At 50.4% G+C, this 26,752-nt stretch carries 21 protein-coding genes and 2 pseudogenes; 12 read left to right on the plus strand and 11 right to left on the minus strand.

Features of this window, described 5'->3' with window-relative positions; genetic code table 11:
• Positions 1 to 134 precede the first annotated feature (134 nt).
• The 4 genes from HC757_RS15160 to HC757_RS15175 form a co-directional block, all read right to left on the minus strand.
• On the minus strand, positions 135 to 611 hold the full coding sequence (locus HC757_RS15160) for a hypothetical protein (RefSeq protein WP_169565229.1): 477 nt from the start codon (positions 609 to 611) through the stop codon (positions 135 to 137).
• Between the two features lie 298 nt (positions 612 to 909).
• Positions 910 to 1,386, minus strand: coding sequence for a hypothetical protein (locus HC757_RS15165; RefSeq protein WP_169565230.1), 477 nt, complete (start codon positions 1,384 to 1,386; stop codon positions 910 to 912).
• Positions 1,376 to 2,302: an Ssp4 family T6SS effector gene (gene ssp4 / locus HC757_RS15170; protein WP_169565231.1), complete on the minus strand. Its 927-nt coding sequence runs from the start codon at positions 2,300 to 2,302 to the stop codon at positions 1,376 to 1,378. Before ssp4 ends, HC757_RS15165 begins: the two co-directional genes overlap by 11 nt.
• Positions 2,303 to 2,711: 409 nt before the next feature.
• Complete coding sequence (locus HC757_RS15175) at positions 2,712 to 3,152, minus strand: cupin domain-containing protein (protein WP_169565232.1); 441 nt, start codon at positions 3,150 to 3,152, stop codon at positions 2,712 to 2,714.
• Between the two features lie 151 nt (positions 3,153 to 3,303).
• Here HC757_RS15175 and HC757_RS15180 point away from each other — a divergent pair, with 151 nt between their 5' ends.
• On the plus strand, positions 3,304 to 3,879 hold the full coding sequence (locus tag HC757_RS15180; protein WP_169565233.1) for a MarR family winged helix-turn-helix transcriptional regulator: 576 nt from the start codon (positions 3,304 to 3,306) through the stop codon (positions 3,877 to 3,879).
• Positions 3,880 to 3,944: 65 nt separating this feature from the next.
• On the opposite strand, the gene HC757_RS15185 is transcribed toward HC757_RS15180, so the two are convergent.
• On the minus strand, positions 3,945 to 5,405 hold the full coding sequence (locus HC757_RS15185; protein ID WP_169565234.1) for a beta-Ala-His dipeptidase: 1,461 nt from the start codon (positions 5,403 to 5,405) through the stop codon (positions 3,945 to 3,947).
• A 245-nt stretch (positions 5,406 to 5,650) separates the two neighbouring features.
• Here HC757_RS15185 and HC757_RS15190 point away from each other — a divergent pair, with 245 nt between their 5' ends.
• From HC757_RS15190 to HC757_RS15200, 3 genes are all read left to right on the plus strand, one after another.
• Complete coding sequence (locus HC757_RS15190; RefSeq protein ID WP_169565235.1) at positions 5,651 to 7,198, plus strand: M17 family metallopeptidase; 1,548 nt, start codon at positions 5,651 to 5,653, stop codon at positions 7,196 to 7,198.
• A 765-nt stretch (positions 7,199 to 7,963) separates the two neighbouring features.
• Positions 7,964 to 9,082, plus strand: coding sequence for a glutamate 5-kinase (gene proB / locus HC757_RS15195; RefSeq protein WP_169565236.1), 1,119 nt, complete (start codon positions 7,964 to 7,966; stop codon positions 9,080 to 9,082).
• Positions 9,079 to 10,350: a glutamate-5-semialdehyde dehydrogenase gene (locus HC757_RS15200; protein WP_169565237.1), complete on the plus strand. Its 1,272-nt coding sequence runs from the start codon at positions 9,079 to 9,081 to the stop codon at positions 10,348 to 10,350. The genes proB and HC757_RS15200 overlap by 4 nt, the downstream gene beginning before the upstream one ends.
• Positions 10,351 to 10,395: 45 nt before the next feature.
• Here HC757_RS15200 and ybaK read toward each other — a convergent pair whose 3' ends face one another.
• Positions 10,396 to 10,875, minus strand: coding sequence for a Cys-tRNA(Pro) deacylase (gene ybaK / locus HC757_RS15205; RefSeq protein WP_169565238.1), 480 nt, complete (start codon positions 10,873 to 10,875; stop codon positions 10,396 to 10,398).
• Positions 10,876 to 11,313: 438 nt separating this feature from the next.
• On the opposite strand from ybaK, the gene dnaK reads away from it, so the two are divergent.
• The 5 genes from dnaK (at position 11,314) to HC757_RS15230 (ending at position 16,819) form a co-directional block, all read left to right on the plus strand.
• Positions 11,314 to 13,236, plus strand: coding sequence for a molecular chaperone DnaK (gene dnaK / locus HC757_RS15210; RefSeq protein WP_169565239.1), 1,923 nt, complete (start codon positions 11,314 to 11,316; stop codon positions 13,234 to 13,236).
• Positions 13,237 to 13,341: 105 nt separating this feature from the next.
• The gene (gene dnaJ / locus HC757_RS15215) at positions 13,342 to 14,478 is read left to right on the plus strand and encodes a molecular chaperone DnaJ (RefSeq protein WP_169565240.1); all 1,137 of its coding nucleotides are present in this window, start codon (positions 13,342 to 13,344) and stop codon (positions 14,476 to 14,478) included.
• Between the two features lie 410 nt (positions 14,479 to 14,888).
• Positions 14,889 to 15,236, plus strand: a complete 348-nt coding sequence (locus HC757_RS15220; RefSeq protein ID WP_211164441.1) for a hypothetical protein — start codon at positions 14,889 to 14,891, stop codon at positions 15,234 to 15,236.
• 394 nt (positions 15,237 to 15,630) lie between these two features.
• Positions 15,631 to 16,299 (plus strand): hypothetical protein, encoded by a 669-nt coding sequence (locus HC757_RS15225; RefSeq protein ID WP_169565241.1) that lies wholly within the window; start codon positions 15,631 to 15,633, stop codon positions 16,297 to 16,299.
• Positions 16,300 to 16,411: 112 nt separating this feature from the next.
• Positions 16,412 to 16,819: a GFA family protein gene (locus HC757_RS15230; protein ID WP_169565242.1), complete on the plus strand. Its 408-nt coding sequence runs from the start codon at positions 16,412 to 16,414 to the stop codon at positions 16,817 to 16,819.
• A gap of 82 nt (positions 16,820 to 16,901) precedes the next feature.
• Here HC757_RS15230 and HC757_RS19200 read toward each other — a convergent pair.
• A pseudogene (locus tag HC757_RS19200) lies at positions 16,902 to 17,075 on the minus strand (IS4 family transposase); the annotation flags it as partial.
• A gap of 287 nt (positions 17,076 to 17,362) precedes the next feature.
• Between HC757_RS19200 and HC757_RS15235 the strand changes: the two are divergent.
• Positions 17,363 to 18,388: a serine hydrolase domain-containing protein gene (locus HC757_RS15235; RefSeq protein WP_169565243.1), complete on the plus strand. Its 1,026-nt coding sequence runs from the start codon at positions 17,363 to 17,365 to the stop codon at positions 18,386 to 18,388.
• A 290-nt stretch (positions 18,389 to 18,678) separates the two neighbouring features.
• On the opposite strand, the gene HC757_RS15240 is transcribed toward HC757_RS15235, so the two are convergent.
• Both HC757_RS15240 and HC757_RS15245 read right to left on the minus strand, forming a co-directional pair.
• A complete protein-coding gene (locus HC757_RS15240; protein ID WP_169565244.1) occupies positions 18,679 to 19,032 on the minus strand; it encodes a nuclear transport factor 2 family protein in 354 nt (117 codons plus the stop codon).
• Between the two features lie 75 nt (positions 19,033 to 19,107).
• Entirely contained in the window at positions 19,108 to 19,563 is a 456-nt protein-coding gene (locus HC757_RS15245; protein ID WP_169565245.1) for a VOC family protein, read from the minus strand.
• A 133-nt stretch (positions 19,564 to 19,696) separates the two neighbouring features.
• Between HC757_RS15245 and HC757_RS15250 the strand changes: the two genes are divergently transcribed.
• Positions 19,697 to 20,620: a LysR family transcriptional regulator gene (locus HC757_RS15250; RefSeq protein WP_169565246.1), complete on the plus strand. Its 924-nt coding sequence runs from the start codon at positions 19,697 to 19,699 to the stop codon at positions 20,618 to 20,620.
• A 321-nt stretch (positions 20,621 to 20,941) separates the two neighbouring features.
• Here the strand turns inward: HC757_RS15250 and HC757_RS15255 are convergent.
• Both HC757_RS15255 and HC757_RS15260 read right to left on the minus strand, forming a co-directional pair.
• Positions 20,942 to 21,878 (minus strand): annotated as a pseudogene (locus tag HC757_RS15255) (IS5 family transposase).
• A 632-nt stretch (positions 21,879 to 22,510) separates the two neighbouring features.
• Positions 22,511 to 24,535 carry a fused MFS/spermidine synthase gene (locus HC757_RS15260; protein ID WP_244623571.1) on the minus strand — a complete coding sequence of 675 codons (2,025 nt, stop codon included), beginning with the start codon at positions 24,533 to 24,535 and terminating at the stop codon, positions 22,511 to 22,513.
• A gap of 175 nt (positions 24,536 to 24,710) precedes the next feature.
• Between HC757_RS15260 and HC757_RS15265 the strand changes: the two genes are divergently transcribed.
• A complete protein-coding gene (locus HC757_RS15265; RefSeq protein ID WP_342343074.1) occupies positions 24,711 to 26,681 on the plus strand; it encodes a winged helix-turn-helix domain-containing protein in 1,971 nt (656 codons plus the stop codon).
• The last annotated feature ends 71 nt before the right edge of the window (positions 26,682 to 26,752 follow it).

Genomic DNA, 26,752 nt, shown 5'->3' on the forward strand with positions numbered 1-26,752 from the left:
ATGCTGCTTAATAATGTCGATATTCATGCTCATGCCCCAAAAAAAAGGAGACATAAGATCACAGAGGACTCCGTGGGTCAATACTGTTTAGAGGGTAGGCAAAAAAACGTTCATGATCTTGCCCTGCACTGTACCTACTCAAACATTTTCTTTGCTATGCTTCGGCGAAAACCTACTGGGTCTTTGTGCTGGGACTCATGATAGGCGAGGAACGCTTGGTACTTAGCCGATGCCATCAACCGGTTTGCCAACAGCGGGAAAATAACAAAAACGAGGAGAAACCAATCATTTTTATTTTCAAACGTAAATAAAAACAGCAAGTAACAGACAAACTGGAAATAGATGTTTATCTTATTCACCTTGGCGGCTCGGGGTTTTCCTCGCAAAATCAATACATTTGGTACAACAATGCTCAGGGTCATTATCAATGCACTCGAGACTAGAAGGATACCAAACTCTTCGGGTGTAAATTCACCCAATAGTGTCTGCAACGTTAAAATCATCAGGAGGCATACAACCCCTGCGCTAAACATAATGAACATGATGACCGCAATGCCGGCGGCAAACATGCCCATAGAAAATTCATGTTTCTCAAAAAAGTTATTTGGCATAGACGCCTAGCTCCTCATATATGCCTATCGCCAGGTTTTTTATTGTCCCCCTGTAAGGACGAGACAGAGCTGGCACAACTCTTTTCATACACAGATGCGAAGCTTGGACGCAAAAACTGGCACTGTTGCGCCTGCGACCTTTAGTGGCATAGGCGAGTATCGCATGGCGGTAGCTGCGAGCGAGCGCCAAGAAAAGCGAACTGCTTTGCCGCCGAGAAAAGTTTTGACTGGCCAGTCTTTGGTTCTTTGATAGCTAATGTATCGAGCCAATGTGCCGGTTATTCTTGGGCTCAGAGCGCTACTCAAACATCTTCTTTGCTAGGCTGCGGCGAAAGCCTATTGGGTCTTTGCGCAGGGCCTCATGATAGGCGAGGAACGCTTGGTACTTAGCCGATACCATCAACCAGTTTGCCAACAGTGGGAAAATAACAAAACTTAGAAAAACCCACTTGTACTGATGTTCAAAGGTCAATGATAACAACGAGTAACAGACAAGCTGGAAATAGATGTTTATCTGGTTAACCTTGGCGGCTCGGGGTTTTCCTCGAAAAATCAATACATTTGGCACAACAATGATCAGGGTCATTATCACTACACTCGAGGTGAAAAGAATACCAAATTCTTTGGATGTAAATTCACCGAATAGTGTCTGCAATGATAAAATGGCTAAGGGACATACAATCCCTGCACCAAACATGATGAACATGATGACTGCAATGCCGGCGGCAAACATGCCCATAGAAAATTCATGTTTCTCAAAAAAGTTATCTGACATCGGCGCCCAACTCCTCATATATGCCAACTGCTAAATTCTTTATCGTCCCGCCGTACGCGCTACCCGTGATACTCAAACTGGCACCCACGGCATCCTTGATATTGAGCGACACCGCATTCACGAGAGCTTGGCTGCTGTAGCGTGTTGTTAACTGACCAGAATTGGTGAGCGTTTTAAGCACGCTTTGACTGATGCCTGGTTGATTCAGCCTTTGAATTTCCTGTGTTAGGCGTTTTCTTTCGGCGCGGCTCAAACCTTTTAATATTTCTGTTAGCGACTTGGATGTGGTTTTTCTAAGCGTTTGCACCATTTTAATCGTGGTAGCACCTGCAGCTGCCGCACCGCCCAGTGAAATGATATCCAGCGCAGTATTGGCAGCGTTATACCATTCCTGCTTATCTAACCAATCTAGAGATTCGGGATTCACTGCTTCAGCTACTGTTCGTCCAAAGCCGTTGAAGCACTGTAAGCCCGACGCTGTAGCTGCAGCGACGCCAAGATAAGTTACTGCCGTACTGGCCCCGCCAGTGATAGGGATAGCTGCTGTTGCCCCTGCGACGACAACCCAGCTCAATACAGCGGCGCCACAACTCAATCCAGTATTTAGCAATTCACCGGTCAGTTTACTTTCACGGCGTGATGCTTTTAGCTCATTGGCATAGTTCACTGCAGACACATGCCTGGGAGGTTCGCGCAATATCAACCGAATAGGATACTTGCGGCAAATAGGTTCAAAGGGTCGTAAAGTGATAGCGGTAAATTCATGGTCTATAAAAACCACCCCTGCACCTGCCGTATTCGGATCGGCATCCAGGGCTTTGAAGATACGTGCTGTATTGAGTTCGTTTTGTAATCGCAGTTTGAGCAGTTTTTCTTTATTTGCTTGAAGCGGGGAACGTAGCAGCGCATGAGACATAGTCATTTCCATTGATAATATCTAAAAACATCCTTGTAGTGGCATACTTTACTAAAAAAATCAGTCTATTAATAGAGCAGTGATTAACTAATTGGCGCCATGGTTTCATGATGGGCGAGGGACTGGGCTTTCATACTCTGATGCGAAGCTTGGACGCCAAAACTGGTGCTGTTGCACTTGGGTGCCTTCAATAGCAAGGCTCTCTCAGAGCCTGCGCTGATGTATTCAAAAAGTTTTGCCAGTCCTGTCTTCTTTGTCTTATTTGTCTTATTTGTCTTCGTCTGTTTTCTCCGCTGAACCCCACCTCACAGCGGCGAGGTGGGTCAGCAAGCATTATGGATGCATCAATTGTGTGAGAAGCCTGTTACCTTTCTGCGCCGGATGAACCTAGTGCTGCGGCGGCTTTCCTCTAGTCAGATGCGCCAATGGCCACTGGTACATAACTTTCCCGCTTACACCACTCCAGGTACTTTTCTCGCAGTTTCGCCGTATCCGTATAGCTCAGCAGGTTGCCGTCTTCATCGATATTTTCCACGCGACCGGACATGGTGATTTGGATCACGCAGGGCTCGTCGCCGATACAGGACCAAGTATCCAGGTTACTCGGAGGTTCATAAACATAATCACCGGGTCCGGCGATATGGCCGTTTGAAAGTTGACGATGACCGCTCAAATTCAACGCGTGCACGAAGCCGGTATGCCTATGTGGCGGAATGGTTACTCCAGGATCAACCCTAAGTTGCAGTGTTCGCTCTTCGCCCACCAACCGTAACGGCCTTACCCAAAGCCCTTCGGTCAGCGGCATCCAGGGCATTTTATGGGTTTGAATGGGTTTTGAAGTGTTATCCATGGTGAGCTCCTTTTTTAAAAATGGGTTCCATTGTCGGTAATTTATCTCGATACCGAGACATGTTAGAGCCGATTTACCTCGCTGTCGAGATAATTATGGGTATACTGTTGAGCTATATGATCACGGCAGCAATTCAGATATAGGATTTTCGATGGAAGACCATGTAAAACGAGTTGAACACCAATGGAGTAAAGAAATGCCTGAGGTGTCGCTGCGCGGCATGTGCATACTGGCTCGTGCACGACGCATCACTCTGGCCGCGCGTCCGCAGATCGAGGCCATTTTCAGCAAGCACGGATTGGATACGGGACAGTTCGATGTTCTGGCAACTTTGCGTCGCTCCGGCGCGCCCTTTTCGCTGCGGCCGACCGAGTTGTTTCAAACTTTGATGATCACTTCGAGCGGTCTTACAGACAGATTGCACCGGCTGACCAAATTGGGTTATGTCAGCCGACAAGCTGACCCCAATGACAAGCGCAGTTCCCTGGTACAGCTAACCTATGAAGGCAGAGCCGTTATCGAAGCCGCCTTTGCTGAAGACATGGCACTGGAAAATCAAATCGTTGATGCTCTGACGGAGAAAGAGCAGAAGCAATTGGTTGCCTTGTTGGCCAAGTTGGCCAGGAGCATTGAATTGGAGGATGTTGAGTTGGATGGTTCTGAGTTGGAGAGTGCTGAGTTGGAGGATGTTAAATTGGAGAGTGCTGAGTTGTTCAGTCAGCTTTAGCTAAAAGCAAGAAGCCACCCAAGGGTGGCTTCTTTATTCAGGTTATTGTGGCAAGCCGGAGGCTATCAGTCCTTCTCAGGGATCCGTTCCAGCACTGCCAGCAACAACTGCCAGTACTGGCCCACCGTGGTGATGTTGACCATCTCATCCGGACCATGAGGGTAGCGTATGGTGGGGCCTATGGAGACCATGTCCATGTCAGGGTAGGGCAGCTTGAACAGGCCACACTCGAGTCCGGCGTGGATCACCATGATCACCGGCTCCTTGTGGTAGATATCCTGATAGGTGTCACGCACTATCGCCATCACGGGCGAGGCGGTATCCGGCTTCCAGCCAGGGTAGGCGCCGCTGAACTCGACCTCGGCACCGGCGAGGTTGGTCAGGGCCGTGAGTATGCCTTCCACTTCACTGCGACCCGAGTCGATCAGCGAACGGATGAGGCAGAGTATGTTTACCGCTTCCTTGTCTGTGCTGATGACGCCGACATTGAGCGAGGTCTCGGTGACGCCCGGCACATCATCGCTCATGCGCATCACGCCGTTGGGGCAGGCGTGCAGCAGATCTATCAGGGTATTTTGTGCCTCTTCGCTCATCACCTGTTGCGGCGCCGGGATTTCCTTCAGGCTCAGCAACGGCTCAGGATCGGCAATCGCCAGCTCGGCGCGCACCATGGCCTGGAACTGGGTTACCAGGGCATGCAGCCGGGCAACATTTTCCGGCGGCAGCATGAAGCCGACACTGGCTTCGCGGGGAATGGCGTTACGCAGCGAGCCGCCGCTGAAGTCGGTCAACTCCAGCGCCAGCTCATCGCCATGTTCAAACAGGAAACGCGCCAGCAGCTTGTTGGCATTGCCGCGACCCAGGTGAATATTGACCCCCGAGTGGCCGCCCTTGAGGCCTGAGAGACTCAGGCTGAAGGCGCTGTTGCTCGGCTCGGGCGCCTGCCATGCCATGGGCACGGTGATCTGGGCATCGACGCCACCGGCGCAGCCCATGTAGATCTCACCTTCCTGCTCGGAATCCGTGTTGATCAGTATCTCGGCATTGAGCATGCCGGCTTCCAGGCCGAAGGCGCCCGTCATGCCGGCTTCTTCGTCTATGGTCAGCAAGACTTCCAGCGGCCCATGCTTGATGTCGTCCGCGCCCAGCACTGCCAGCGCCGAGGCCATGCCTATGCCATTGTCGGCGCCCAGGGTGGTGCCGTCGGCCGTGACCCAGTCGCCATCGACATAGGCGCGAATAGGGTCTGTCTCGAAGTCGTGCACCTTATCGGCATTCTTCTGCGGCACCATGTCCAGGTGGGCCTGCAGCACCACAGGCTTGCGGTTCTCCATTCCCGGGGTGGCGGGCTTGCGTATGATGAGGTTGCCTACCTTGTCTTCCACCAGTGCCAGTTGCTTATCTTTGGCCCAAGCCTGGATAAACTGGCTCAACGCCTGCTCGTGCTTGGAAGGGTGGGGAATGGCACAAATTTGCTCGAACCATTGCCACAGGGCTTGAGGTTGTAATTCATGTAAGGCTGTCACTGGATGCTCCATAGTTATTACTTGAGTTACCGCGAGAAGATGTTGGGGATTCTGCTGTTGGCAAATTCTGCCGGCAGTTTACCACAGAGTCAGCGGCGGATTAATCTATCCTTAACCTGGTCAGGCTAGAGTGTCAGCCTGGCTTGCCAGTACCCAGTTCGGCCTGGTGCCGCTGCCGCCATAGGATTGGCAATTCGGCGGGATAAGGAGAATAATGTCGCCACAAAAAAATTATAAGGAAGCATATGTTTCAGGTTGATTTTATTGATGTAAAAGACGAACAAGCCATTTTTGATACGGGCCGCGACGGTTGGGACGCGTTGCTGCTGGTGACCCCGTCACTGGAAGCCATTCCCCAGCAAGAGCTGGCCCAGTTGGCCCTGCATGCCGCCGGCGTCGACAAGCGGGTGGGCAAGAGCGCGACTGTGTTGTTCGCGCCTGGCCTTGCCGGCGGCAAGCTCATCATCTCGCCGGTAGCTAACCACCAGGATGACTATGAAGACGTGCGGGTGTTTGCCGACGCCGCCCGTACCGGCATAGCCCTGGCGAAAGACACGGGCGCGGTGCGCCCGCTCATGCTGGTGTTGGGCGCCGACGGCGGGCGTTACGCCTTCGCCGCGCAGGTGGCGGCATTGGCCTGTGGCCAGGAACTCTGGCAACCGCTGGAAGCCCGCGAAGCCAATGTCGATGCGAGTGAGGCGCCGCTGCAGGCCATAGGGCTGCTGAGTGTCAATGATGGCGCCGGGTTGCTCAATGCCCTGGCTATTGGGCGCAATCTGGCGCGGGATCTCTGTGGCACAGAGCCGGAGCGGATGTCGGCCCCGGCCTTCGCCGATTATTGCGTCAATGCCTTCAGGGACAGCGGCATAGCGCTGGAGGTGATAGAAGACAGAGACGTGCTGGAGCGGGATTATCCACTGCTGAGCGCCGTTGGCCGGGCCTCCTTCGCCGTATCCCGCCATCAACCCAGGGTGGTGAAGTTGGAATACCTGCCGGAAGGCGAGGTCGAACGCACCTTCCTGTTTGCCGGTAAGGGCGTGGTGTACGACACGGGCGGTGCCGATCTCAAAGTCGGTGGCGCCATGGCGGGTATGAGCCGGGATAAGGGCGGCGCCGCGGCGGTAGCCGGACTGATGAAGACACTGTCTATCCTCAAGCCCAAGGGCATACGTGTGGTTGCCGAACTGGGGCTGGTGCGCAATAGCATAGGCAGCGAAGCCTTTGTCACGGATGAGATCATCACCGGCCATGCAGGGGTTCGGGTGCGCATAGGTAACACGGATGCCGAAGGGCGCCTGGTGCTGGCGGATCTCTTGTCGCATCTGCGCCTCAAGGCGGTCGCTGCCGTGCAGCCCGAGCTGTTTTCCGTGGCGACCCTGACGGGCCATGTGGTGCGCTGTTATGGCGGTTATACGGCGGCGGTGGAAAACAGCGTCGCCCGTAATGCCGGCGTCGGCAGTCGTTTGCAGGAGCAGGCGGCCCTCTGGGGGGAACCGCTGGAGCTGTCGATGCTGCGCCGTGATGATTTTGCCAAGATAAGGGATGTGTCGGGGGCGGCAGAGCTACTCTCGTCCAACAATGCGCCTTCTTCGGTCACCGCCCGCGGCCACCAGTATCCGGCGGCCTTCCTGCTCAAGGCGTCGGGGTTGGCGGCCCATGGTGCGGCCGCGCCACAGCCGCTGGCTTATACCCATCTGGATATTGCCGGCAGTGCCACCGAGGGCGATCCCTTGTACGGCAAACCCACGGCGGCCCCTCTGGTGGGCTTGTTTCAACATATGGTAATAAAGTAACAAAGTCGAAACATTGATATTTATTTCAATACTATCAATGATTACTCTGGTGCCGACCGTCGTTTGAGGCGGTCTCTCCCGACATTTGAAAGGTAATTTAATTACACGATGTCGTTTTGTGAGAGAAAATCTCAAATAATGGTTGTAATAAAACTACATTTAGCTATAATCTCTCTCGTGGTCGGGTAACAGCCCGCCCCCTCTAGTTAGTCCAGGATGGACCTTGTCTCCAAGGAAACCGAGTGAAAAGTTGCCACCTCAGGGTTTGAACCCGGGCAGGCCCACTTCACTAGAGTAATTTTATTACCACTTTTTATGGGAGTCAGACTATGTCTTACACAGGTTCGAACAAATTTTATTGGCAGAACACCTGGTTCAACACAGAGGTTTTGCGTGGCGGTTTATTCGCCATGAGTTTTAAAGGTTAAGTTGCAACCCCAGTTTCCATCAACCCTTGTATCGCCCCGTGGGCGTGTTAAGACTCAAGTAGCATGTTGATTATTTGATTGATATGCCAGGTTTTTCCGTTATTGCGGTTTTTCCCACCCCCATGGGACGCTTGAAATATGTCTTGCCTGTTCTTTTGAACAGGCTTTTTTTTTGCCTGTTTTTCGCCCGATGACGCCTCCTCCCATCGCACCTACGGCCTTTTGCTGTCGTATTGTCAGTTATGCCTTTTTATTCTTAGATACTGAAACAGACTCACTACCAATTGCCGCCGGTATTGGGTATAAGAATTGTTCGGCATTTTTTTATAAGTGAATAATGAAGTTAACTGAGATGGCGTATCGACGTGTGGTAGTAAAACTGGGCACCAGTGTCTTGACCTCGGGCAGCAAACGCCTGGACAAGGCACACATGGTGGAATTGGCGCGGCAGATGGCATGCCTGATGCGCGCCGGCATAGAAGTGGTGCTCTGCACCTCGGGGGCGATCGCCGCCGGACGCGAGCACCTGCAGTACCCGGTATTGCCCGATACCATGGCCAACAAACAGCTGTTGGCGGCGGTCGGCCAGGGCCAGTTGATCCTCGCCTGGTCACAGCTGTTCGCCATCTATGGCTTGCACGTGGGCCAGTTGCTGCTGACCCGCGCCGATCTGCACGACAGGGAGCGTTACCTCAACGCCCGCGATACCCTCAATGCCCTGTTGGCACATAACATCATTCCCATCATCAATGAAAACGATGCCGTTGCCACCAATGAGATCAAGGTGGGCGACAACGACAATCTCTCCGCCAGGGCGGCCCTGCTCTGCGATGCCGATCTGCTGATCTTGCTGACGGATCAGAAGGGGCTGTTCGATGCCGATCCCCGCAAGCATCCCGACGCCAAACTCATTTCCCAGGTGGTGAACATAGACGACAGCCTGAGGTTGCTGGCCGGCGGCTCCATCTCCGGCCTGGGCACAGGCGGCATGGCCACCAAGCTGGAGGCGGCCGACATAGCCCGTCGTGCCGGCATAGAAGTGGTCATAGCCTCGGGCCATCACCCGGACGTGATCCATAAGGCGGTGAGCAAGGAAGCGGTCGGCACCCATTTCAGTGCCATAGAGAACCCCCTCGAGAGTCGCAAGCAATGGCTGCTCGCCGGCCCAGTGACCGAAGGCGTGCTGGTACTCGATGCCGGTGCCGCCAGTGCCGTGACGCAGCAGGGACGCAGCCTGCTGTCCAAGGGCATCAGCGCCGTCAAGGGCGAGTTCGAACGCGGTGCCACCCTGCAACTGGTGGATGAGTCCGGCAAGGTGCTGGCCCGCGGCATGACGCGTTACGGCGCAGATGCACTGGTAAAAATCGCCGGCAAACATTCAGACGAAATAGAGTCGGTACTCGGATATGACTATGGTGGCGCGATAGTGCACCGCAACGATATGGTGTTGTTATGACAGAACAGGAAAGCACAATCCAGGCCCTGGGGCAGAGGGCCAAGCAGGCCAGCTACGCCCTGGCAAACCTGGCTTCGAACAAGAAACAGGCGCTGCTGCGCGCCATTGCCGCCGAACTGCGTCAAGCGAGTGCGGCAATTATCGCAGCCAATGCCCAAGATCTGGCCGCCGCCAGGCAGGCCGGTCTCGATGCCGCCATGCTGGACCGCTTGCTGCTGGATGAGGCCCGTTTGGATGGCATCATAGCCGACATAGACAAGGTGATAGCTCTCGGCGATCCCGTCGGTCAGGAGCTCGACAGTCGCTTGCTGGACAATGGCCTGCGCTTGTCCAGGCGCAGGGTGCCGCTCGGGGTGATAGGGGTGATCTACGAGGCGCGCCCCAATGTCACAGTCGACATCGCCGTGCTGGCGCTGAAGACGGGCAATGCGGTGATCCTGCGTGGTGGCAAGGAAACCCTGGCGTCCAACAAGGTGTTGACCTCGGCCATCCGACAGGCGCTGGTCGCCCAAGGCCTGCCGGCGGATGCGGTGCAGCTGATAGACTCGCCCGACAGAAGCCTGGTCAGCGCCCTGCTGAAGCTGGATAAATATGTCGACATGATAGTGCCCCGCGGCGGCGCCCAGTTGCAGCGCCTCTGCGCCGAGCAGGCGACCATCCCCGTGATCTTGGGTGGCATAGGCATATGCCACCTGTTCGTCGATGAGGCGGCGGACTTGAAGCGCGCCGTCGATGTCATCGCCAATGCCAAGGTGCAGCGCCCGACCGTGTGCAACGCCCTGGATACCTTGCTGGTGCATCGGGCCATAGCGGCCGAGTTTATCCCCGTCATCTGCCGTGAGCTGGCGGCGCTGGGGGTGACCTTCTATGGCTGTGAACAGACCCGGGCGCTGAGCGCCGCGAGCGGCATAACCCCGCTGGCGGCAGACGATGAGAGCTATGCGACAGAATGGCTGTCGCTGACCCTGGGGATCAGGGTGGTGCAGGACTTGGACGAGGCGGTAGCCCACATACGCCGCTATTCCAGTGGCCATTCGGAGGCGATACTGACGGACAATATCCACGCCGCGGCCGAGTTCATGAACCAGGTGGACTCGGCGGCCGTGTATGTTAACGCCAGCACCCGCTTCACCGACGGCAGCGAGTTTGGTCTCGGCGCCGAGGTGGCGGTCAGCACCCAGAAGCTGCATGCCCGGGGCCCCATGGGGCTGGAGGCGCTGACCACTTATAAGTGGCTCGGCACGGGCGACTACACCAGAAGAAAATAGCCCTGCGCCAGGCTACTCACTATGGCTATTGACTATTCAGTAGGGCTATTCGCTATGCTGGATCCTGGCGAAGCTGCCCTGGCATAGCGCGGCCAAGTCCTGCGGCGCCAGACAGATCTCCAGTCCACGGCGACCGCCGCTGACATAGAGGCGTGCCAAGTCCAGGGCGCTGCTGTCGATCAGGGTCGGCAGGCGCTTCTTCTGTGCCAATGGGCTGATCCCGCCCACCAGATAGCCGCTGCTGCGCTGGGCCGCCTCCGGGGTGGCCATCACCAGCCGCTTGCACTTCAATTGCTCCGCCGCGGCCTTGAGATCCAGCTGGTGGGACACGGGCACCAGGGCGACGGCCACGGGTGCCAGACCCTTGTCCATGGCCAGCAGCAAGGTCTTGAATACCTGGGCTGGGTCGAGCCCCAGCGCCGCGGCGGCCTCTTCGCCATAGGCCTCGCAATGCTTCTGATGGGGATAGTCGTGCAGGCTGAAGTCTATGCTCGCGCCTTTGACGAGTCGTACGGCTGGGGTCATAAGTGCAGCTGCCCGATACTGAGGATTAAGGTTGCAGGGATGGCTTCTTTTTTACCCCGAGCGGCCCACGGATGCCAGCATTTTAGCGTTTGTTTGTTCTTGTCTCTGCTCTGGGTTAACTCGGCGTTAACCTCATGGCATTCGGCTTGACTCAGGCAGGCCCATAAAAATTTACCTGATAATTTAAATGATTAGCCTATTTTTTCCGCGAGACTCCGACGCTGCCTGGTCCGGGCGGCGATCTTTCGCCGCCGGCCGGATCCGAATTTTGATCAAAAATTTACTTTTCTGCCCTTGTAATCAGTTTGCCCGTCCCAATATAGGGAGTAAGGCTGATATGGATGCAAACCAGGGCGGACTTGATATTTACCCTGTCCGTCCCCATATCGAAACCAGACAACAAATTTAGCGTTACAGAAATATTTTGGAGGACCTCTCATGGGTAAAATTATTGGTATCGATTTAGGCACAACTAACTCTTGTGTAGCTGTCCTCGACGGTGGCAAGGCACGGGTCATAGAAAACGCGGAAGGTGATCGCACCACGCCGTCCATCATTGCCTACACCGAAAATGAAACTATCGTTGGTCAACCTGCCAAGCGCCAGGCCGTGACTAACCCACATAACACTTTCTTCGCCATCAAGCGTCTGATCGGTCGTCGTTTCAAGGATGACGAAGTTCAGCGTGACGTGAACATCATGCCATTCAAGATCATTCAGGCCGACAACGGCGATGCCTGGGTCGAGTCTCGCGGCAACAAGATGGCACCCCCACAGGTTTCTGCCGAAATCTTGAAGAAGATGAAGAAAACCGCCGAAGATTTCCTCGGTGAAGCCGTAACCGAAGCCGTTATTACCGTTCCCGCTTACTTCAACGATTCACAACGTCAGGCGACTAAAGACGCCGGCCGTATCGCGGGTCTGGAAGTCAAACGTATCATCAACGAGCCAACGGCTGCGGCATTGGCCTACGGTATCGACAAGAAGCAAGGCGATAACATAGTTGCCGTTTACGACTTGGGTGGTGGTACCTTCGATATCTCTATCATCGAAATCGACAGCAACGACGGTGACCAAACCTTCGAAGTACTGGCGACCAACGGTGACACCCACCTGGGTGGTGAAGACTTCGACAACCGTTTGATCAACTACCTGGCAGACGAGTTCAAGAAAGAGCAAGGCCTGGATCTGCGTAAAGATCCTCTGGCGATGCAACGTCTGAAAGAAGCGGCCGAAAAAGCCAAGATCGAGCTGTCGAGCACCAACCACACAGAAGTGAACCTGCCGTACATCACAGCAGATGCCACGGGTCCCAAGCACTTGGTGATCAAGATCACCCGTGCCAAACTGGAATCTCTGGTTGAAGACCTGATCACCCGTACCCTGGAGCCACTGAAAGTGGCACTGGCCGACGCAGATCTGTCTATCTCCGACATCAACGAAGTTATCCTGGTCGGTGGTCAAACACGTATGCCTAAAGTCCAGGAAGCCGTTACCGCCTTCTTCGGCAAAGAGCCGCGTAAAGACGTTAACCCTGACGAAGCCGTTGCCGTCGGTGCCGCCATCCAGGCCGGTGTACTGGCCGGTGACGTGAAAGACGTACTGCTGCTGGACGTAACGCCCCTGTCTCTGGGTATCGAAACCATGGGCAGCGTGATGACCAAGCTTATCGAGAAAAACACTACTATTCCTACCAAGGCGCAGCAAGTGTTCTCGACAGCTGATGACAACCAGAGCGCCGTGACCATTCACGTGTTGCAGGGTGAGCGTAAGCAAGCCAGCGCCAACAAGTCTCTGGGTCAGTTCAACCTGGACGGCATAGATGCGGCACCGCGTGGCACGCCACAGATCGAAGTCATGTTCGACATCGACGCCGACGGTATTCTGCACGTGTCTGCCACAGACAAGAAAACCGGCAAGGCACAGCACATCACCATCAAGGCCTCTTCCGGTCTGTCTGAGGAAGAAGTTGACCAAATGGTGCGTGACGCCGAAGCCCATGCCGACGAAGACAAAAAATTCGAAGAGCTGGTACAGGCACGCAACCAGGCCGATGGCTTAGTTCACGGCACCAGGAAGCAGGTCGAAGAAGCGGGTGAAGCACTGCCTGCAGAAGACAAGGAAAAGATCGAAGCGGCCATGGCTTCTGTCGAAACCGCCATCAAGGGCAACGACAAGGAAGCGATCGACAAGGCGACTCAGGAGCTGATCGAAGCCTCTGCCAAGCTGATGGAAATCGCGCAAGCCAAGGCTCAGGCGCAGAGCAGCGATGCCGGTGCCGCCGCGAGTCAGAGTGCCGACGCGACTGCCGATGATGTTGTCGATGCTGAATTCGAAGAAGTGAAAGACGACAAGAAATAATCAGTGACTCTCGATTAGTGATAGTAACTGATTAATTTCCAGGCGGGCGTTACGGGGAAACCCTAACGCCCGTTCGTACAACTCCAGCCGAGAAAGCATGAGACTATGTCAAAGCGAGATTATTACGAAGTATTGGGCGTTGGCCGTGATGCCAGTGAGCGCGAAATCAAAAAGGCTTACAAACGTTTAGCCATGAAATTTCACCCGGACAGAAACCCGGGTGACAAGGCGGCCGAAGCCAATTTCAAAGAAGCGAAAGAAGCCTACGAAATCCTGACCGACAGCGATAAGAAGGCGGCCTATGACCAGTTCGGTCATGCCGGCGTCGATCCCAATCGTGGCGGCGGTGGTTTCGGTGGCGGCCAGGACTTCGGCGATATTTTCGGTGATGTGTTCGGCGACATCTTCGGTGGCGGTCGTCGTGGCGGCGGTGGTCAGCGTCAGGCTGCCCGTGGCTCCGACCTGCGCTACAACCTGGAGCTGTCGCTGGAAGAAGCGGTTAAGGGCCTGACCAAGGAGCTGCGTATTCCAGCCTTGGCTGCCTGCGATCTCTGTGATGGCAGCGGCGCCAAGAAAGGCACCTCAGCGACCACCTGTAGCACCTGTCATGGCCAAGGCCAGGTACAGATGCGCCAGGGTTTCTTCGCCGTGCAGCAAGCCTGTCCAACCTGTCATGGCCGCGGCAAGATCATCAAAGAGCCTTGCAGCAAGTGTCATGGCAATGGCCGGGTCGAGAAGAGCAAGACCTTGTCGGTCAAGATCCCTGCCGGTGTCGACACGGGCGATCGCATCCGCCTGGCCGGTGAAGGCGAGGCCGGTGAGTTCGGTGCGCCTCCGGGCGATCTCTATGTGCAGGTGAGCGTGCGTGAGCATGCGATCTTCGTACGTGACGGCAACAACCTCTACTGCGAAGTGCCCATCTCCTTCAGCAAGGCGGCGCTGGGCGGCGAGATCGAAGTGCCGACCCTGGATGGCAAGGTCAGCCTGAAGATCCCCGCAGAGACCCAGACGGGGCGCATGTTCCGCCTGCGCGGCAAGGGCGTCAAGTCGGTCCGCAGCCATGCGGTCGGTGACTTGCTGTGCAAGGTAGTGATGGAAACGCCGGTGAATCTCAACGAGCGTCAGAAAGAGTTGCTCAAGGAATTCGAGGCGACCCTCACGGGTCACTCCAAGACCCATAGCCCCAAGGCCGAAGGTTTCTTCGACGGGGTGAAGAAGTTCTTCCAAGATCTGAATAGCTAACCTGGTCTAGTTCCGCTGTTGTCAGCGTGACTGGCGATAATTGGAAGCCCTGCATTGGTTAACCTTGCAGGGCTTTTTTATTTCTAAAATGGGAAAAATGTTATGAGTGATTAAGCACTGTCATTCCAGTGACACGCCATTAACTCATCCCTGAGGGCTCGACGACGGCATCCATGCCGTCGACGGTCACTTTCATGACAGTGCTTACTTCTGTCACGCTTGAACTGCCTGAACGCAACTATTGCCAACCTTGCATCTAGGAAATATCACAGTGGGTGTTTCGTTAATTCTTGTTACTGAAATTGAATATCGAACTAGAATAATCTAACAAAGCGCTGCTGCCGGATAATTTTTCCGTTGCGATCCAAAATTGCCGCAGAACGCGGCGATAGCTACTCAGGAGAGTTCAGATGAAACAAGGCGCAGTAATTCTTTTCCTCGTTGCGATGGCCAGTAGCGAAGCGGCCATAGCAGCCCAAGCCGAGGTACTAATTCCTAGGAGTATGGCCGGAGATAAAGGCAAGTATTTCCTACTTGAGTCCAGAAAGAAAGATGGTATTGTCCGTGCGTTGCACAAACGGGTTGGCGTAGATAGCATCGGCTACACCAGAACAGAAACAAACTGCGCAACAATGGAAATGCGTGAGCTTGGCTACAGCGAAGAATCACCGACGGCGATAAAAGAAAATCCAACTCAGTGGTTTGAGCTAGTTCCAGGGTCTAGCAAAAGTGATCTTGCAAACTTTGTGTGCAAGTAGGCGCCCCTTTTGGAAAGCCCCTTGTGCTCATCGACAAATTTGCTGACGCTTCCGATGGGGCGTCCCTTCCCCCCCGAAAGCTAGCTTGCCATCCATGGCAAGACTCACGCAATTTGTCTATTCGCCCTGCGGCAACTCCGAGGGGAGGGTGTATCCCGCTCTGCCTCACAACCATGGGCAGTGTAATCGGCACCCTTGGCACACTTAGTCCAGATGCTGTGCACGCTTTGCAATCTTGGCTATTGTCAATCTTCATGTTTGACAGTAAGTTAGGCTTGTCGTTGTGGATAATTACAGGCACAGTGTTTATGGCGCGCACGTACGTTTTGCGCTGGTCCGAGCCGATAAATGCGCATGCGTGTTATACAAAGGTTAGCCGTCTAGGGAGAGATCTGTGTCAATTGAAGGTAAGAAGATATATTCAAAAAATGTATATTTTGCTCATAAACTACTATTTGAGATAGCAAAGAAAGCATCTCAAGATACAGATGAAAACCCTGAACAAGCTATTGTTTCATTGATCTTTAGTTTTAACTGTCTCGAAGCCTTTATAAATGAAACAATAGGCTCAAGTGAACTGTTCTGTGGTGGAAGACGAACACCTCAAGAAAAAGAGTTATTTGAACAAATGATTCTTTTACAACAGGAGAAGAGTAGCACTTTAGATAAATATAAAAAGTCAAAAAGGCTATTCACAAAAAAACACTGGAACAAATCTGAATCTCCTTATAAAGAGTTTGAAATGCTGAGAAACCTTAGGAATTCGATAATTCATAGACCTCCTGAAGTTATTTTAGGCGAGTTGACAATAGGTAAATGGCAATATACTTATTCATCTAAATATGAACGTCCAGATAAAGAACTAACTTATTTGGCACAAGAAGGGGTTATAGGTTCAATTCAGGGTAAAGAAAGTTGGCTGGATTTAATTATGACAGCTAAGTTTGCAGAGTGGTGCTGTAAAGTAGCAATGGATATTATTGCCAACTTCCTTGATTCACTTCATGAAGGTAAATTTAAAGAACTCATGGCAGAGCAAATGAGCCTTGAACCGAACGGCTAACAAACGCTTTAACCAAGGGACGCAAAACAGCAGGCTGCGCTCCTTCGTCGCTAATTTTAGCCTGCTATTTTGCGCCGGTTAAGCGAGGCGTTAGGTGCTTTAAGGAGTCGCTATGCCGATAAATCTCACGGACGTTGATGGTGTAAAAATACAGCCTAAGCATAAAGCGACTTGCCATTGTGGAGCTGTAGAGTTTGAGCTTTCTCTGCCCGAGGGTTTGGTTGATGTTAGGCGCTGTGATTGTTCCCTGTGTCGCCGTCGCGGTGCCATTGTTGCGTCGGTACCGCTTGTTGGTATCAATATTCTCAAAGGCGGCGAGCACCTTAAGCTTTACCAATTCAACACCAAGACGGCGAAGCATTATTTTTGTTCCAACTGCGGCATATATACACATCACCAGCGCCGTTCCAATCCGTCACAATACGGTTTCAACGTGGCTTGCCTTGAGGGTGTTAATCCACTAAAAATCAACGACATTCCCACATATGATGGCGTCAAGCATCCAGCGGACCGTAAGTAAGGCACATAACAACCAATCAATCCGACTATCAATGCGATAGGCTCCTTTCGGCGGTTTATTGGGGCGCTGGAGGATCCCCTCATCATTCTGGCATTTCTCCGGCGTGAACTCGCTTGTTGTATTCCAGCATTGCCCAACGAAAAATCGACTCTTGAATCTGACGCTTTTACTGGGAAAGTTTGGGCGTCGCCGAACTTTCATTCCCAAGCCGGACTATTGATAACACAGCCCTTTTTCGTATTGTGTTGGCCTGAAATTACCGTTATCGGACAAGACCTCAGTGGCAACCATAAGAGAATTAAGGTTTTTTACTATTTTATCAACAAGAGTGAGGGCAGTACTCTTTGAGTAAACAGTGTAAGATATGAACTCATTTAGGTAGAGCAGCGCATGGAGTTGGAATTGTTGGCAAAGGTCAATGAATTCAAAAAAGTGCGAAATTGATTAGCTCAAACAACAGCATGCGTGTCTGCTATTTTGAATATGAAGGAAATTATCTGGGGATTTCCCAGATTGAGGCGTTAACATGATAAGGATTTTCAAATGAGACAAATGTTTTTATTAATATGTATGATAGTTTTTTTCCCAATGGTTCTTGCGGTAGAATCCGAAAAAGACAGTCAATATCATGATGTTGTTGAAGGGGCTATTGCAAATACTGGGTTTAATGGCACAGTTTTGATAAGTAAAGATGGACGTGTGGTTTTTCATGAAAACATAGGGTTTTCCGATGACGACAGGAAAACCCTGATATCAAACAAACACTTGTTTTGCCCAGGCTCAGTAGGTAAAGAGTTTACTACCATATCGATTATGCAGCTCGTTGAACAAGGGAAATTAAGTTATGAAGACAGCATTGCTGAGTATTTGCCAGATTTCCCTTCTTGGGCAAGAAATGTAACTGTAGAACATGTGCTTACTCATACTTCAGGTTTGCCTAAGGTCAAGTGGGAGAAATATATAGATACTTCCGATGTGATAAAGCAGATAAAAAATAGCACTCTGGCTTTTGAACCTGGAAATAATTATCTTTATTCTAATTTAAATGTGATTTTACGCGCTTTGATTGTAGAGAAAGTAACAGGCGATACTTATTCCAGTTTTGCTAAAGAGTTTATTTTCGACGTTGCAGGAATGACTGACTCATATTTCCAAGTAGATGCCAATAATCTTTCCAAGTTAAAAGTGACAGGCGACTATCCAACTGCGGTGAATGGGGTGACTTTATATGTAACACCACTCGACTTATTAAAGTTTGAAACTGCCTTAAGGGGTTCCTTACTTCTGCCTATCGAGAAGATAAAAAAGGCCTTGCCAGGTGATAAATTATCCGGCAAGCCTAATCGCGCTTACTTTGATTTTGGGCGGTTTTATAACGATAAACATGGAAGTATTGTCTATTGGGAGCATGATGGCTCCAATCCCAGTCATCACACTATCAAACATTCTGATTTTGAAAACAACTACACAATAATACTCATGTCCAGTGACGGCAATAAGTCAACTCTGTACAAAATTAGAGATGCGTTAAAGATCCACTTGGGAAAGAATAATTCGGTTGAGACATGAGGACATCATGTTAACAAGTCACTCAAAAAACAAATGACTGTTGGATTTTTGCTCCTTCGCCGCCAGTTTGGCCAACAATCTTTTCCTCTAAGTAGGGAGTTCATATGATTCTCCCTGTCAATATTTAGGCGTAATTGAAATGGAATATCATTTATCAAGACACCCACTCAAAGACAGCCTTGCAGGACTATGCCAAGGCCACTAATAGAGTAAAAACATCGTTGAAAGGGACTAGCTTGAAAAGTGGCATTCTTGAAGAGTGGCATTGACAGCTTTAAGCCAAGTTGACGCTACAGCGGTGAAACATCCACATAGACCTGATAATCGACTATTTTATCGGCGTCTATTTTCAGAACGGTAGCGAAGGGAATTGAAAGACCGCTGCCATCAAGCCGGGTGTAATCGACATGGCCGTTACACAACACATCATCGCCACTTTCCCAAATACTTGTTATTTGATGGGCCATGCTGGTGATGCTGGAGAAGAAGCTATGGTTGGCATCCAAGACGGCGTTTTTGCCTGTGATCGCTGCGTAATTACCTATTTGAAAACGCACATTGTCCGCCAAGAAATCGGCTAAGGCCGTAAGGCTCTTGTTATCGACGGCTTGATATAAGGTTTTGATTAGCTTGGTGTTATCCATTGTTTTTTCTCGCTTTTATGAAAGTATAAGAAGGGCGGTAAACTAGGCTTTTGCAATTGAGCAATAAGGCGTTTTTTAGGCACTGCCGACCCTTTGTATGGCCGAGGTTTCGCCGCCATATTGGTTTCTTTCTGTGCTGACTTGGCTTAAATACTCGATAAATTCGAACTCGAACCCAGCGGGATCGATAAAATACAGGGTTTTCCGATGAGGATGATCCGCGCCTATGGTGGCGATTTCATAGCCATTTTGCTGCAAACGCGAGGCAATCCCTGCAAGGTCATCCACACAAAATCCAATATGAGCCAGTCCGGGAGCATTGCTTCTTAGGTCACGGTTTTGGCCTTCACTCGCGCTATTTAGGGTGATGTAATTATCGTCCGTTCCCACATGTAGCCAATGGCGCTTGGTGTTGTACCACTCACTGGAACCTTTTCCGCGAACCTTCCAGTCAGGGAAGGCGGTTTGAATAAAGTCGAGGGTGGCGTCTATGTCTTTAACCACTAAATTAATATGCTCTAAACGAAACATGTGTTTCTCCTTGTTTTCTTGTTTGTACTCATGAGTGCTAGTAAGTGCCTCAAGTGTAGGTGCTTTGCCATTGACGGATAATAGGGGCTATGGGAATATCATTATTAACCTCTGGTCAACAATTGGCGTATCCATGTTAGATATCAGCACTATTCCCATCTTTACGACTGTGATTGAGCAAGGAGGATTTTCTAAAGCCGCCGAAAAACTGGGGATTTCGACATCGGCCGTGAGCAAACGTATCAGCCGATTGGAAGCTCAATTGGGTGTGCAATTGCTCTATCGATCTACCCGTAAACTGAGCCTTACCGAAGCGGGAGAGCGATATTATGAACATGCTTTGCAAGCATTACAGGCGGCACTGGCTGCAGAGCAAGCGGCGACTGAATTACAGCGCCAGCCCAAAGGCGTATTGCGGATCAGTGTGCCCATGTCATTTGGTCGTCTGCATTTGGCGCCTATTATTCCGGTTTTTTTAAAACGCTATCCCCAGATCAGCCTGCACATGCATACGAACGATACTTGGTCAGACGTGATTGCCGAGGGGTTTGATATCGCCTTAAGAGCAGGAGAATTGCCAGACTCCTTGTTGATCGCCAAAAAACTCCTGCCATTACACAGTGTGCTGTGTGCGTCACCAGAATACATCGCAGAGCAGGGCCAACCTGAGACACCGCAAAGCCTGATCAAGCATAACTGCATAGTATCCACCCACCATTCTCTCAAAAATGAATGGGTCTTCATGCAGCACGATGTGGAAACAAAGGTGCAGGTAACCGGCAACTATCAAGTGAACAGCAGTGATGCCTTGCGCGAATCACTATTACAGGGGTTAGGCATAGGCCGCTTACCCACCTTTATTGCGGGTAATGACATAGCCAGAGGGAAGCTCGTGCCCATTCTGACGGATTACAGCATGCCTCATAAAATTCTGTATGCGGTATTTCCAGAGCGGCAATACCTACCGCAAAAAGTACGGGTGTTTATCGATTTTCTGACGGAAAACCTGGGAGGGGACACCCCACATTGGGACCAGTGGAAACATAACTTGGCATAACCAGCGGCATGTTGGCTCTTCTGTTATTTTCCTCCTGTTGCTCTTACATTAAGATAAATCTTGCTCACTTTATTGGTGGGTGGTGACGTCAAACCCAAATAAAAGGAATAAAAGGGGTCAGAGCCGTTTTATTTACCGACAAAAATGTGGACACCTGGAATTCTGCCCTAAGAAAAAGAAAGGACATATATGGTCACCTCGGGTTTAGCAAGATTAATGTCCATTTTTTGTTCAAATCCATTTGCGTCGTTCGATAGTTCACCTTGGCCTTGTTGATCAAATCATTCGCAGGCAAGCCTGCCCCCATCAAGGTTTAGGGTGTTAATTGACCACCTGGCGAACGGGCATACCCAGTCCTATGACTTTGTTCATCACCCTCACGCCGGCCAAGGCCTCGCCGACTTGGGAGTTGTAGTCTCGCAGGCTCAGTTTCGGGCTGATGAGTTGCTTGTAGCGGTACATGGCCGTTTCCGATAATGAGCGTTGGTGATAGTCATTGTCTTTCTTCCATTGCTGTAGCGTATGACTTTTCAGCGCCTTGACGGCCTCATTTCTTGGGTGACCGTCCTCCCAGTAACCCGCATTTTTCCTAGGCGGGATTGCTGCCTTTGCGTTTCAGCAGTTTATGACAGGCTTTAGTGTCATAAGCGCCATCGGCTGACACTTGTACTTTCTGCACAGGGAGTCTTGCGCCTTAATGGGTTCAATAAGGTAGGCAAGACCTCATTGTCGGCCACACTTTCCAAGCTGACCTCAGCAGCTATCACTTCATGTGTGGTGGCATCCACCGCCAGATGCAGCTTACGCCAGGTACGACGCTTTTCCTTTCCGTGTTTGCGGGTTTTCCATTAACCTTCATCGTAAACTTTCAGCCCTGTGGCATCGACAACCAAGTGGGCAATCGCCCCACGGCTGGGATTGCGGTAGCGAATCTCGACAGTCTTGGTACGCTTGCTGATGCAGCTGTAACCGGGTGACGTCAGGGGGACGTTCATTAAGCCAAATACCGAGTTGATGAAACCTTCCAGTGCCCGTAAAGGGGGATTGAACAGGCCCTTGAGCATTAACGCTGTTTCAATCGCCCATCTAGTTGACGAAGAATGCTGTACTGAAATCCCCTGCCTCGGCCACCATGATGTTCGGTGCAGCGCCAGTGGCACATAGCCTGCTCGTCTATCCAAAACGTCAATGAGCCTCGTTTGGTCAAGGCTTTGTTATATTCCGGCCAATTGGTGGTGCGATGCTTGGATTTGCCCATTTTGTATCAGTTCCTGTGTGCTATTCACAGGATCTGATCGTGTCAGGAGCAGAAGGTTCACCTATTTAGGCAACAACGTCGGTTGGTATTGCCAGGGCTGACCGGCCCTGTTTTTTGCTTGGGCACTCTTGATTGTGACCATTCAATTGTTTAGTGAGAAATAATAAATTTGGCTAGTGTATTTGCAGCAATCCTGTTCATTGGCACGCCATGGATATGTCTCTATAGGCTCTGCTAAAACCTCCCTGTTTTAGAAGGCCAAACGCAGGTTTGCTGCTCATGGCCAATCGCGTTGGCCTCCTATGTGACAGCTGCGCCAGTACGCTTGGCAATTATGCTTGGAAAGAGTGTTAAGAGTCTTGGAAGATGAGATGGTCACTTCGAGTCAGATTTAGTCCACCTGGCATCATGGCTGATTTCGATGCCCAGACCTGAGTGACCCTAATATGCCCTGCCAGTCTTGTTGCCTGCACATTTTCCCCTGCATGTATAAGCAGTATTATCGAGGTTTCCAAAAATCTAGCACGCTTCACCACCAACCTGATCACGTTTTTCTGAAAATGTCATTGAACAAAACCTGACCCTGATGAGGCTATTAAGATAACGTCGCCGATATACAAATCTTATGTTAATTAAAACTTTAACAGCGGCAATACACTGTTCTTTTCATCCGTCCAAAAGACGAGTTTATCAGTACTCTCTGGGTTAATTGTGCGGTGCGAATTTGCAGGAAAAGCAGCTAAAAAGCGCGGATCGCTGGTCATCACCGCCCATTTTGAGCCTAAATGAGTGATGTCGTTACCCTGATAATCAAAGACCAGAAGAGACTTATTTAGCGAGAGCGCGTGAGCCGATAACACTGGCATTAAATCGACGTAATTACTGGAAATATGGACGATAAGCACGCCCGTATCTTGCAGTCGTCGCCAATACAACTGGAACGCTTCTAACGTCATTAAATGGGTTGGGATCACATCGCTGGAAAAGGCATCAATAATCAACGCATTTTTTGTTGGCAGCTGACTGTTTGCTTCCTCCCGCAGTGCCAGTCGGCCGTCCGCCAACGTTACATCCACTTGCGCGCGAGCGTGTTTTAAATACGAGAAGTAGATTGTCGCCATTTGATAAACCGCAGGATTGAGCTCATAAAAGGTGAACCTATCGTGCTCGTCGCCAAAATGCGCCATAACACCCGCGCCTAGCCCTATCACTCCGATGTTGAGTGGACCGAATTGCTTTAAGATTTCGAGTGCGCGCCCCACTCCGGTATCCGCGTGATAGTAATCACGTGTGAGATGTCTTACTCCTTGCAATGTTTCGCTGCCATGGACGGTCGTCCCGTCTATTAATCTGCGCTCATTAATTGCCGCGGTCTTCACATCTTTCACCGCTATATAGCCATAAAAGTTACGATCGGTTGCCACATTAAATTGATTAAATTGGCCGTTTAACCAAGCAAATAATGAGGTGCAACTCAATACCATCGCGATGGCGAGCCCCTTTGCTTTATTCATTGCCAAGGGTTTATCAAAACGCAGCGTAAACAAGCCGAGAGTCATCAGTAACATTAATGGGTATTCAAGCAATTGTTCAAATATCAGAGGGGCGACAAGGGCACTGAATACGCTACCCAGCGCACCACCTAAGGCAATACAAATATAAAAGTGCGTCATTTGCGATTTTGTAGGCGCTAAAGCGCGTAATTGACTGTGGCAAAACAAACAACAGATGGCGAGGATCAAGCTGTACATGGCCAATTGCGCTAACGCATTAAATTGACCACCGATAAAGTACATCATGACACCAGCAAGCCATGCAAACACCAACGGTCCAAGCCAAATAAAGTGAACACCTTGTTTTGGCAAAGCAAATGCAATGATGAAAGTAACAAGATACAAGGCTAAAGGTAACACCCAAAGTAACGGCATGGGTGGAATATTGGTACTCACCATTTGTGTCGTCGCAATCAAACACAAGGTGCTGCATGCTGCCAACGCAATCCACAACAAAGCACATCGACTCATAAACGGATGATGACTCAATGCATTCCCTGTCGATTCTGAGCCTGTATTATTGGCATGGCGAATAAGGTTGCTCATCAATAGAGCCAGCGCCACCACCATGATGGTTGCAGCACTTAACCACCCTAGTTTTTGCTCAGAGAGACTAAAATTGATTTCAAAGACAAACGGATAACTTAAGAGTGCCAGCAACGACCCAACGTTGGACCACGCGTACCAGTGATAAGGCACTTCTTTTACAAACACATCGCAATACCAGCGCTGCAACAAAATACTCGTTGAGCTAAGCAAGACAAAGATGCTCCCAACTTGGAGAGTCAGATTTAAAATCACCCTTGCTGCGGGTGAAAGAGTTTCGCCCATTACACATTCTGGTTGATAGAACGTCGTACCAATGGCAATAGCAAGTAACATAAAGTGAATGGTCGCTTGCGATTTTAATTTGAGATAACCAAGGCCATGGGCGTAAAAATACCCAAGTAACAGCGCACTTTGGTAAAAGCAAAGGCTAGCTGTCCAAATGGATGCTCCCCCTCCAAACACAGGAAGTAGCTCTTTGGATAAAATGGGTTGGATTTGAAAAAGCAAAAAGGCACTGAAAAAAATCACGATTATGAATAGAATACGGTTCATCATGTAGTGGGCTTAGTAAAACGTGTCGGCACGGTGTCATTTTGCGTGCATTAGCCACAATGGAATTTCGCTTTAGTTTTCCTTAAGAAAGTCTTAGGCATTGAATAATAATATTTTTTTGGAGTGGCATTTGAGTAGTTTTGCAATCGGAGAGTTCCACGTAGACCTAAGCCGATGCGTGATAAGTGGCAACGAAAGCAGTGTTTCGTTAGAGCCAAAAGTCATGGATGTACTCAACGTGCTCTATTCAATGCAAGGCCAAGTGGTCAGCCAAGAAGTGATTTTCGAGCGAGTTTGGCCTAATGCGATTTTTAATCCAAGCTCAATCCAACGCTGTATCGCACTCTTAAGAAAAGCACTGAATGAAGACTCCAAACAACCTCGCTATATCCTCACTCACCCAAAACGAGGCTACAGTTTAGAAATCCCCGTAAGCCAAAATCAAACCGCTTCAACACGATCCAATTACGGATTAGTGCTTATTGTAAGCCTATTTCTTATCCTTGGTTTTGCCAGTGCGTATGCGTATTTTGGTAAAGCGGCTGACGTTAAAACCACCTTTACCACATTGCGCCCGCTTAATTCTGTCGACGCCAATGAATCTCACTTGGTGCTAGCGCCGGATGGGCACAAAGCCGCCTTTGTTCGGGCGACCGAAGACCACTATGGCGTATGGGTAAAGCGACTCGACTCAAACCAAGAAACTATGCTGTTAAGTAATTCGGCGGGCTACCTCAGCCTTGGCTGGAGCCCAGATAGCAATGCCCTTGCAATAATCGAACAACAAGAAAATGACGTGCATACGCTCGCCTATTTGACCTTTGACCCGATTTCGATGACGCCGCACCCAGCTCAGCAAATCGTTCAATTTACAGAGTCGACTATCACCAGCCACACCTTAAACTGGGCAACCAACAACACGCTTTATTACGCCGAAAAACTTAAAAACAGCAATGATACACAACTCTCGGCCGTCGATTTGTCGAGTGCAGCAACGCGTGTCGTTTACCAAAGTAAAGGGAAAGATTGGTTACTGATGCATGCGCTGTCGCCAGATAATAAGCGCATTGCTTTGGCGTTCGAAGCCGGTCAAAACCAATATCGAGTCGACCTGCTTAATGTGGATAGCGGCGATGTGGAGTCACTTGCGATGATTGAAGATGGAGTTCAAGGCCTAAGTTGGCACCCTACGCAAAACCAGTTGCTACTGAGTAATCAAAACCAATTGTTTACCCTCGACTTAAGTGGCACGCGTCAGGCAATCGCCTTTAATAACTACAAAATCATTCGCGACGCACAATACCATCCAAACGGTAATGAAATTCTGATGGAACTCGTTAATATTGACGTTGATATCATCCGTAATCAACCCGACGATCCTGAGCAGTTTGAAACACTTATTGATACCTCGTCGGTAGATTTTTTGCCGATATTTTCACCCGATGGCACCCAGTTTGTCTTTGAGTCTCATCGCTTTGGTCGCAAACAACTCTTTTTGTATCATCAAGGCCAACAGCGTTTAGTCTTTACCAGCCCAGACAATGAAGAAATGTTTGGCGTGGTTTGGAGCCCAAATGGGCAGTACGTTTATACCGCCAGTAAAGATACGCTTTATCGTATTGACATAAAAACACAGGAAGTAAAACCCATAAACAATCCGCACCATTCTTTTTATCTTCGCGAGGCCTTTAATCTCAGCAACGCCTTGCTTGTGTCTTATCGCGCTGTAAACGGTACCACTCACCACCCGGCCAAATTTGATTTAGATACGTTGACGCTGACACCCTATGAAGTGGAAGGTGAAAAGTTAGGATGCTCCGCGCTCGATTTAGATGAACAAGATTCGCTCTATGTGTCTAATGAACGCACCGTGTTTAAACTAGACTCGAACGGTCACTTTAATCCTGTGTGGCAATCACAGGATAAAGACATCATCGGCCTCACGGCAATACATGGAATGTTGAACGTTATTCATGAGTTAGAAGCACATTATCTGCGTAGCCAAGTAAATTTACTCGACCAGAGTGTGCAACAAACCGAGATTGGAGACAAACAAGGCAAGATGCTGATTAACGCCTCTGAAGATTTTTCGCAGGTTCTTTACCTAACGGAACCTAAAAGAAAACGAGAGTTAGTGCGGTTGCAGTAATAGTCCGCTATAGCGTCTGTATTGCTGTTTGAGTAATCATGAATTCAATGGGAAAAAGGTGTCGTGTCGCA

The sequence above is a fragment of the Shewanella salipaludis genome, from assembly GCF_012911865.1.
Taxonomy (GTDB): Bacteria; Pseudomonadota; Gammaproteobacteria; order Enterobacterales; family Shewanellaceae; genus Shewanella; species Shewanella salipaludis.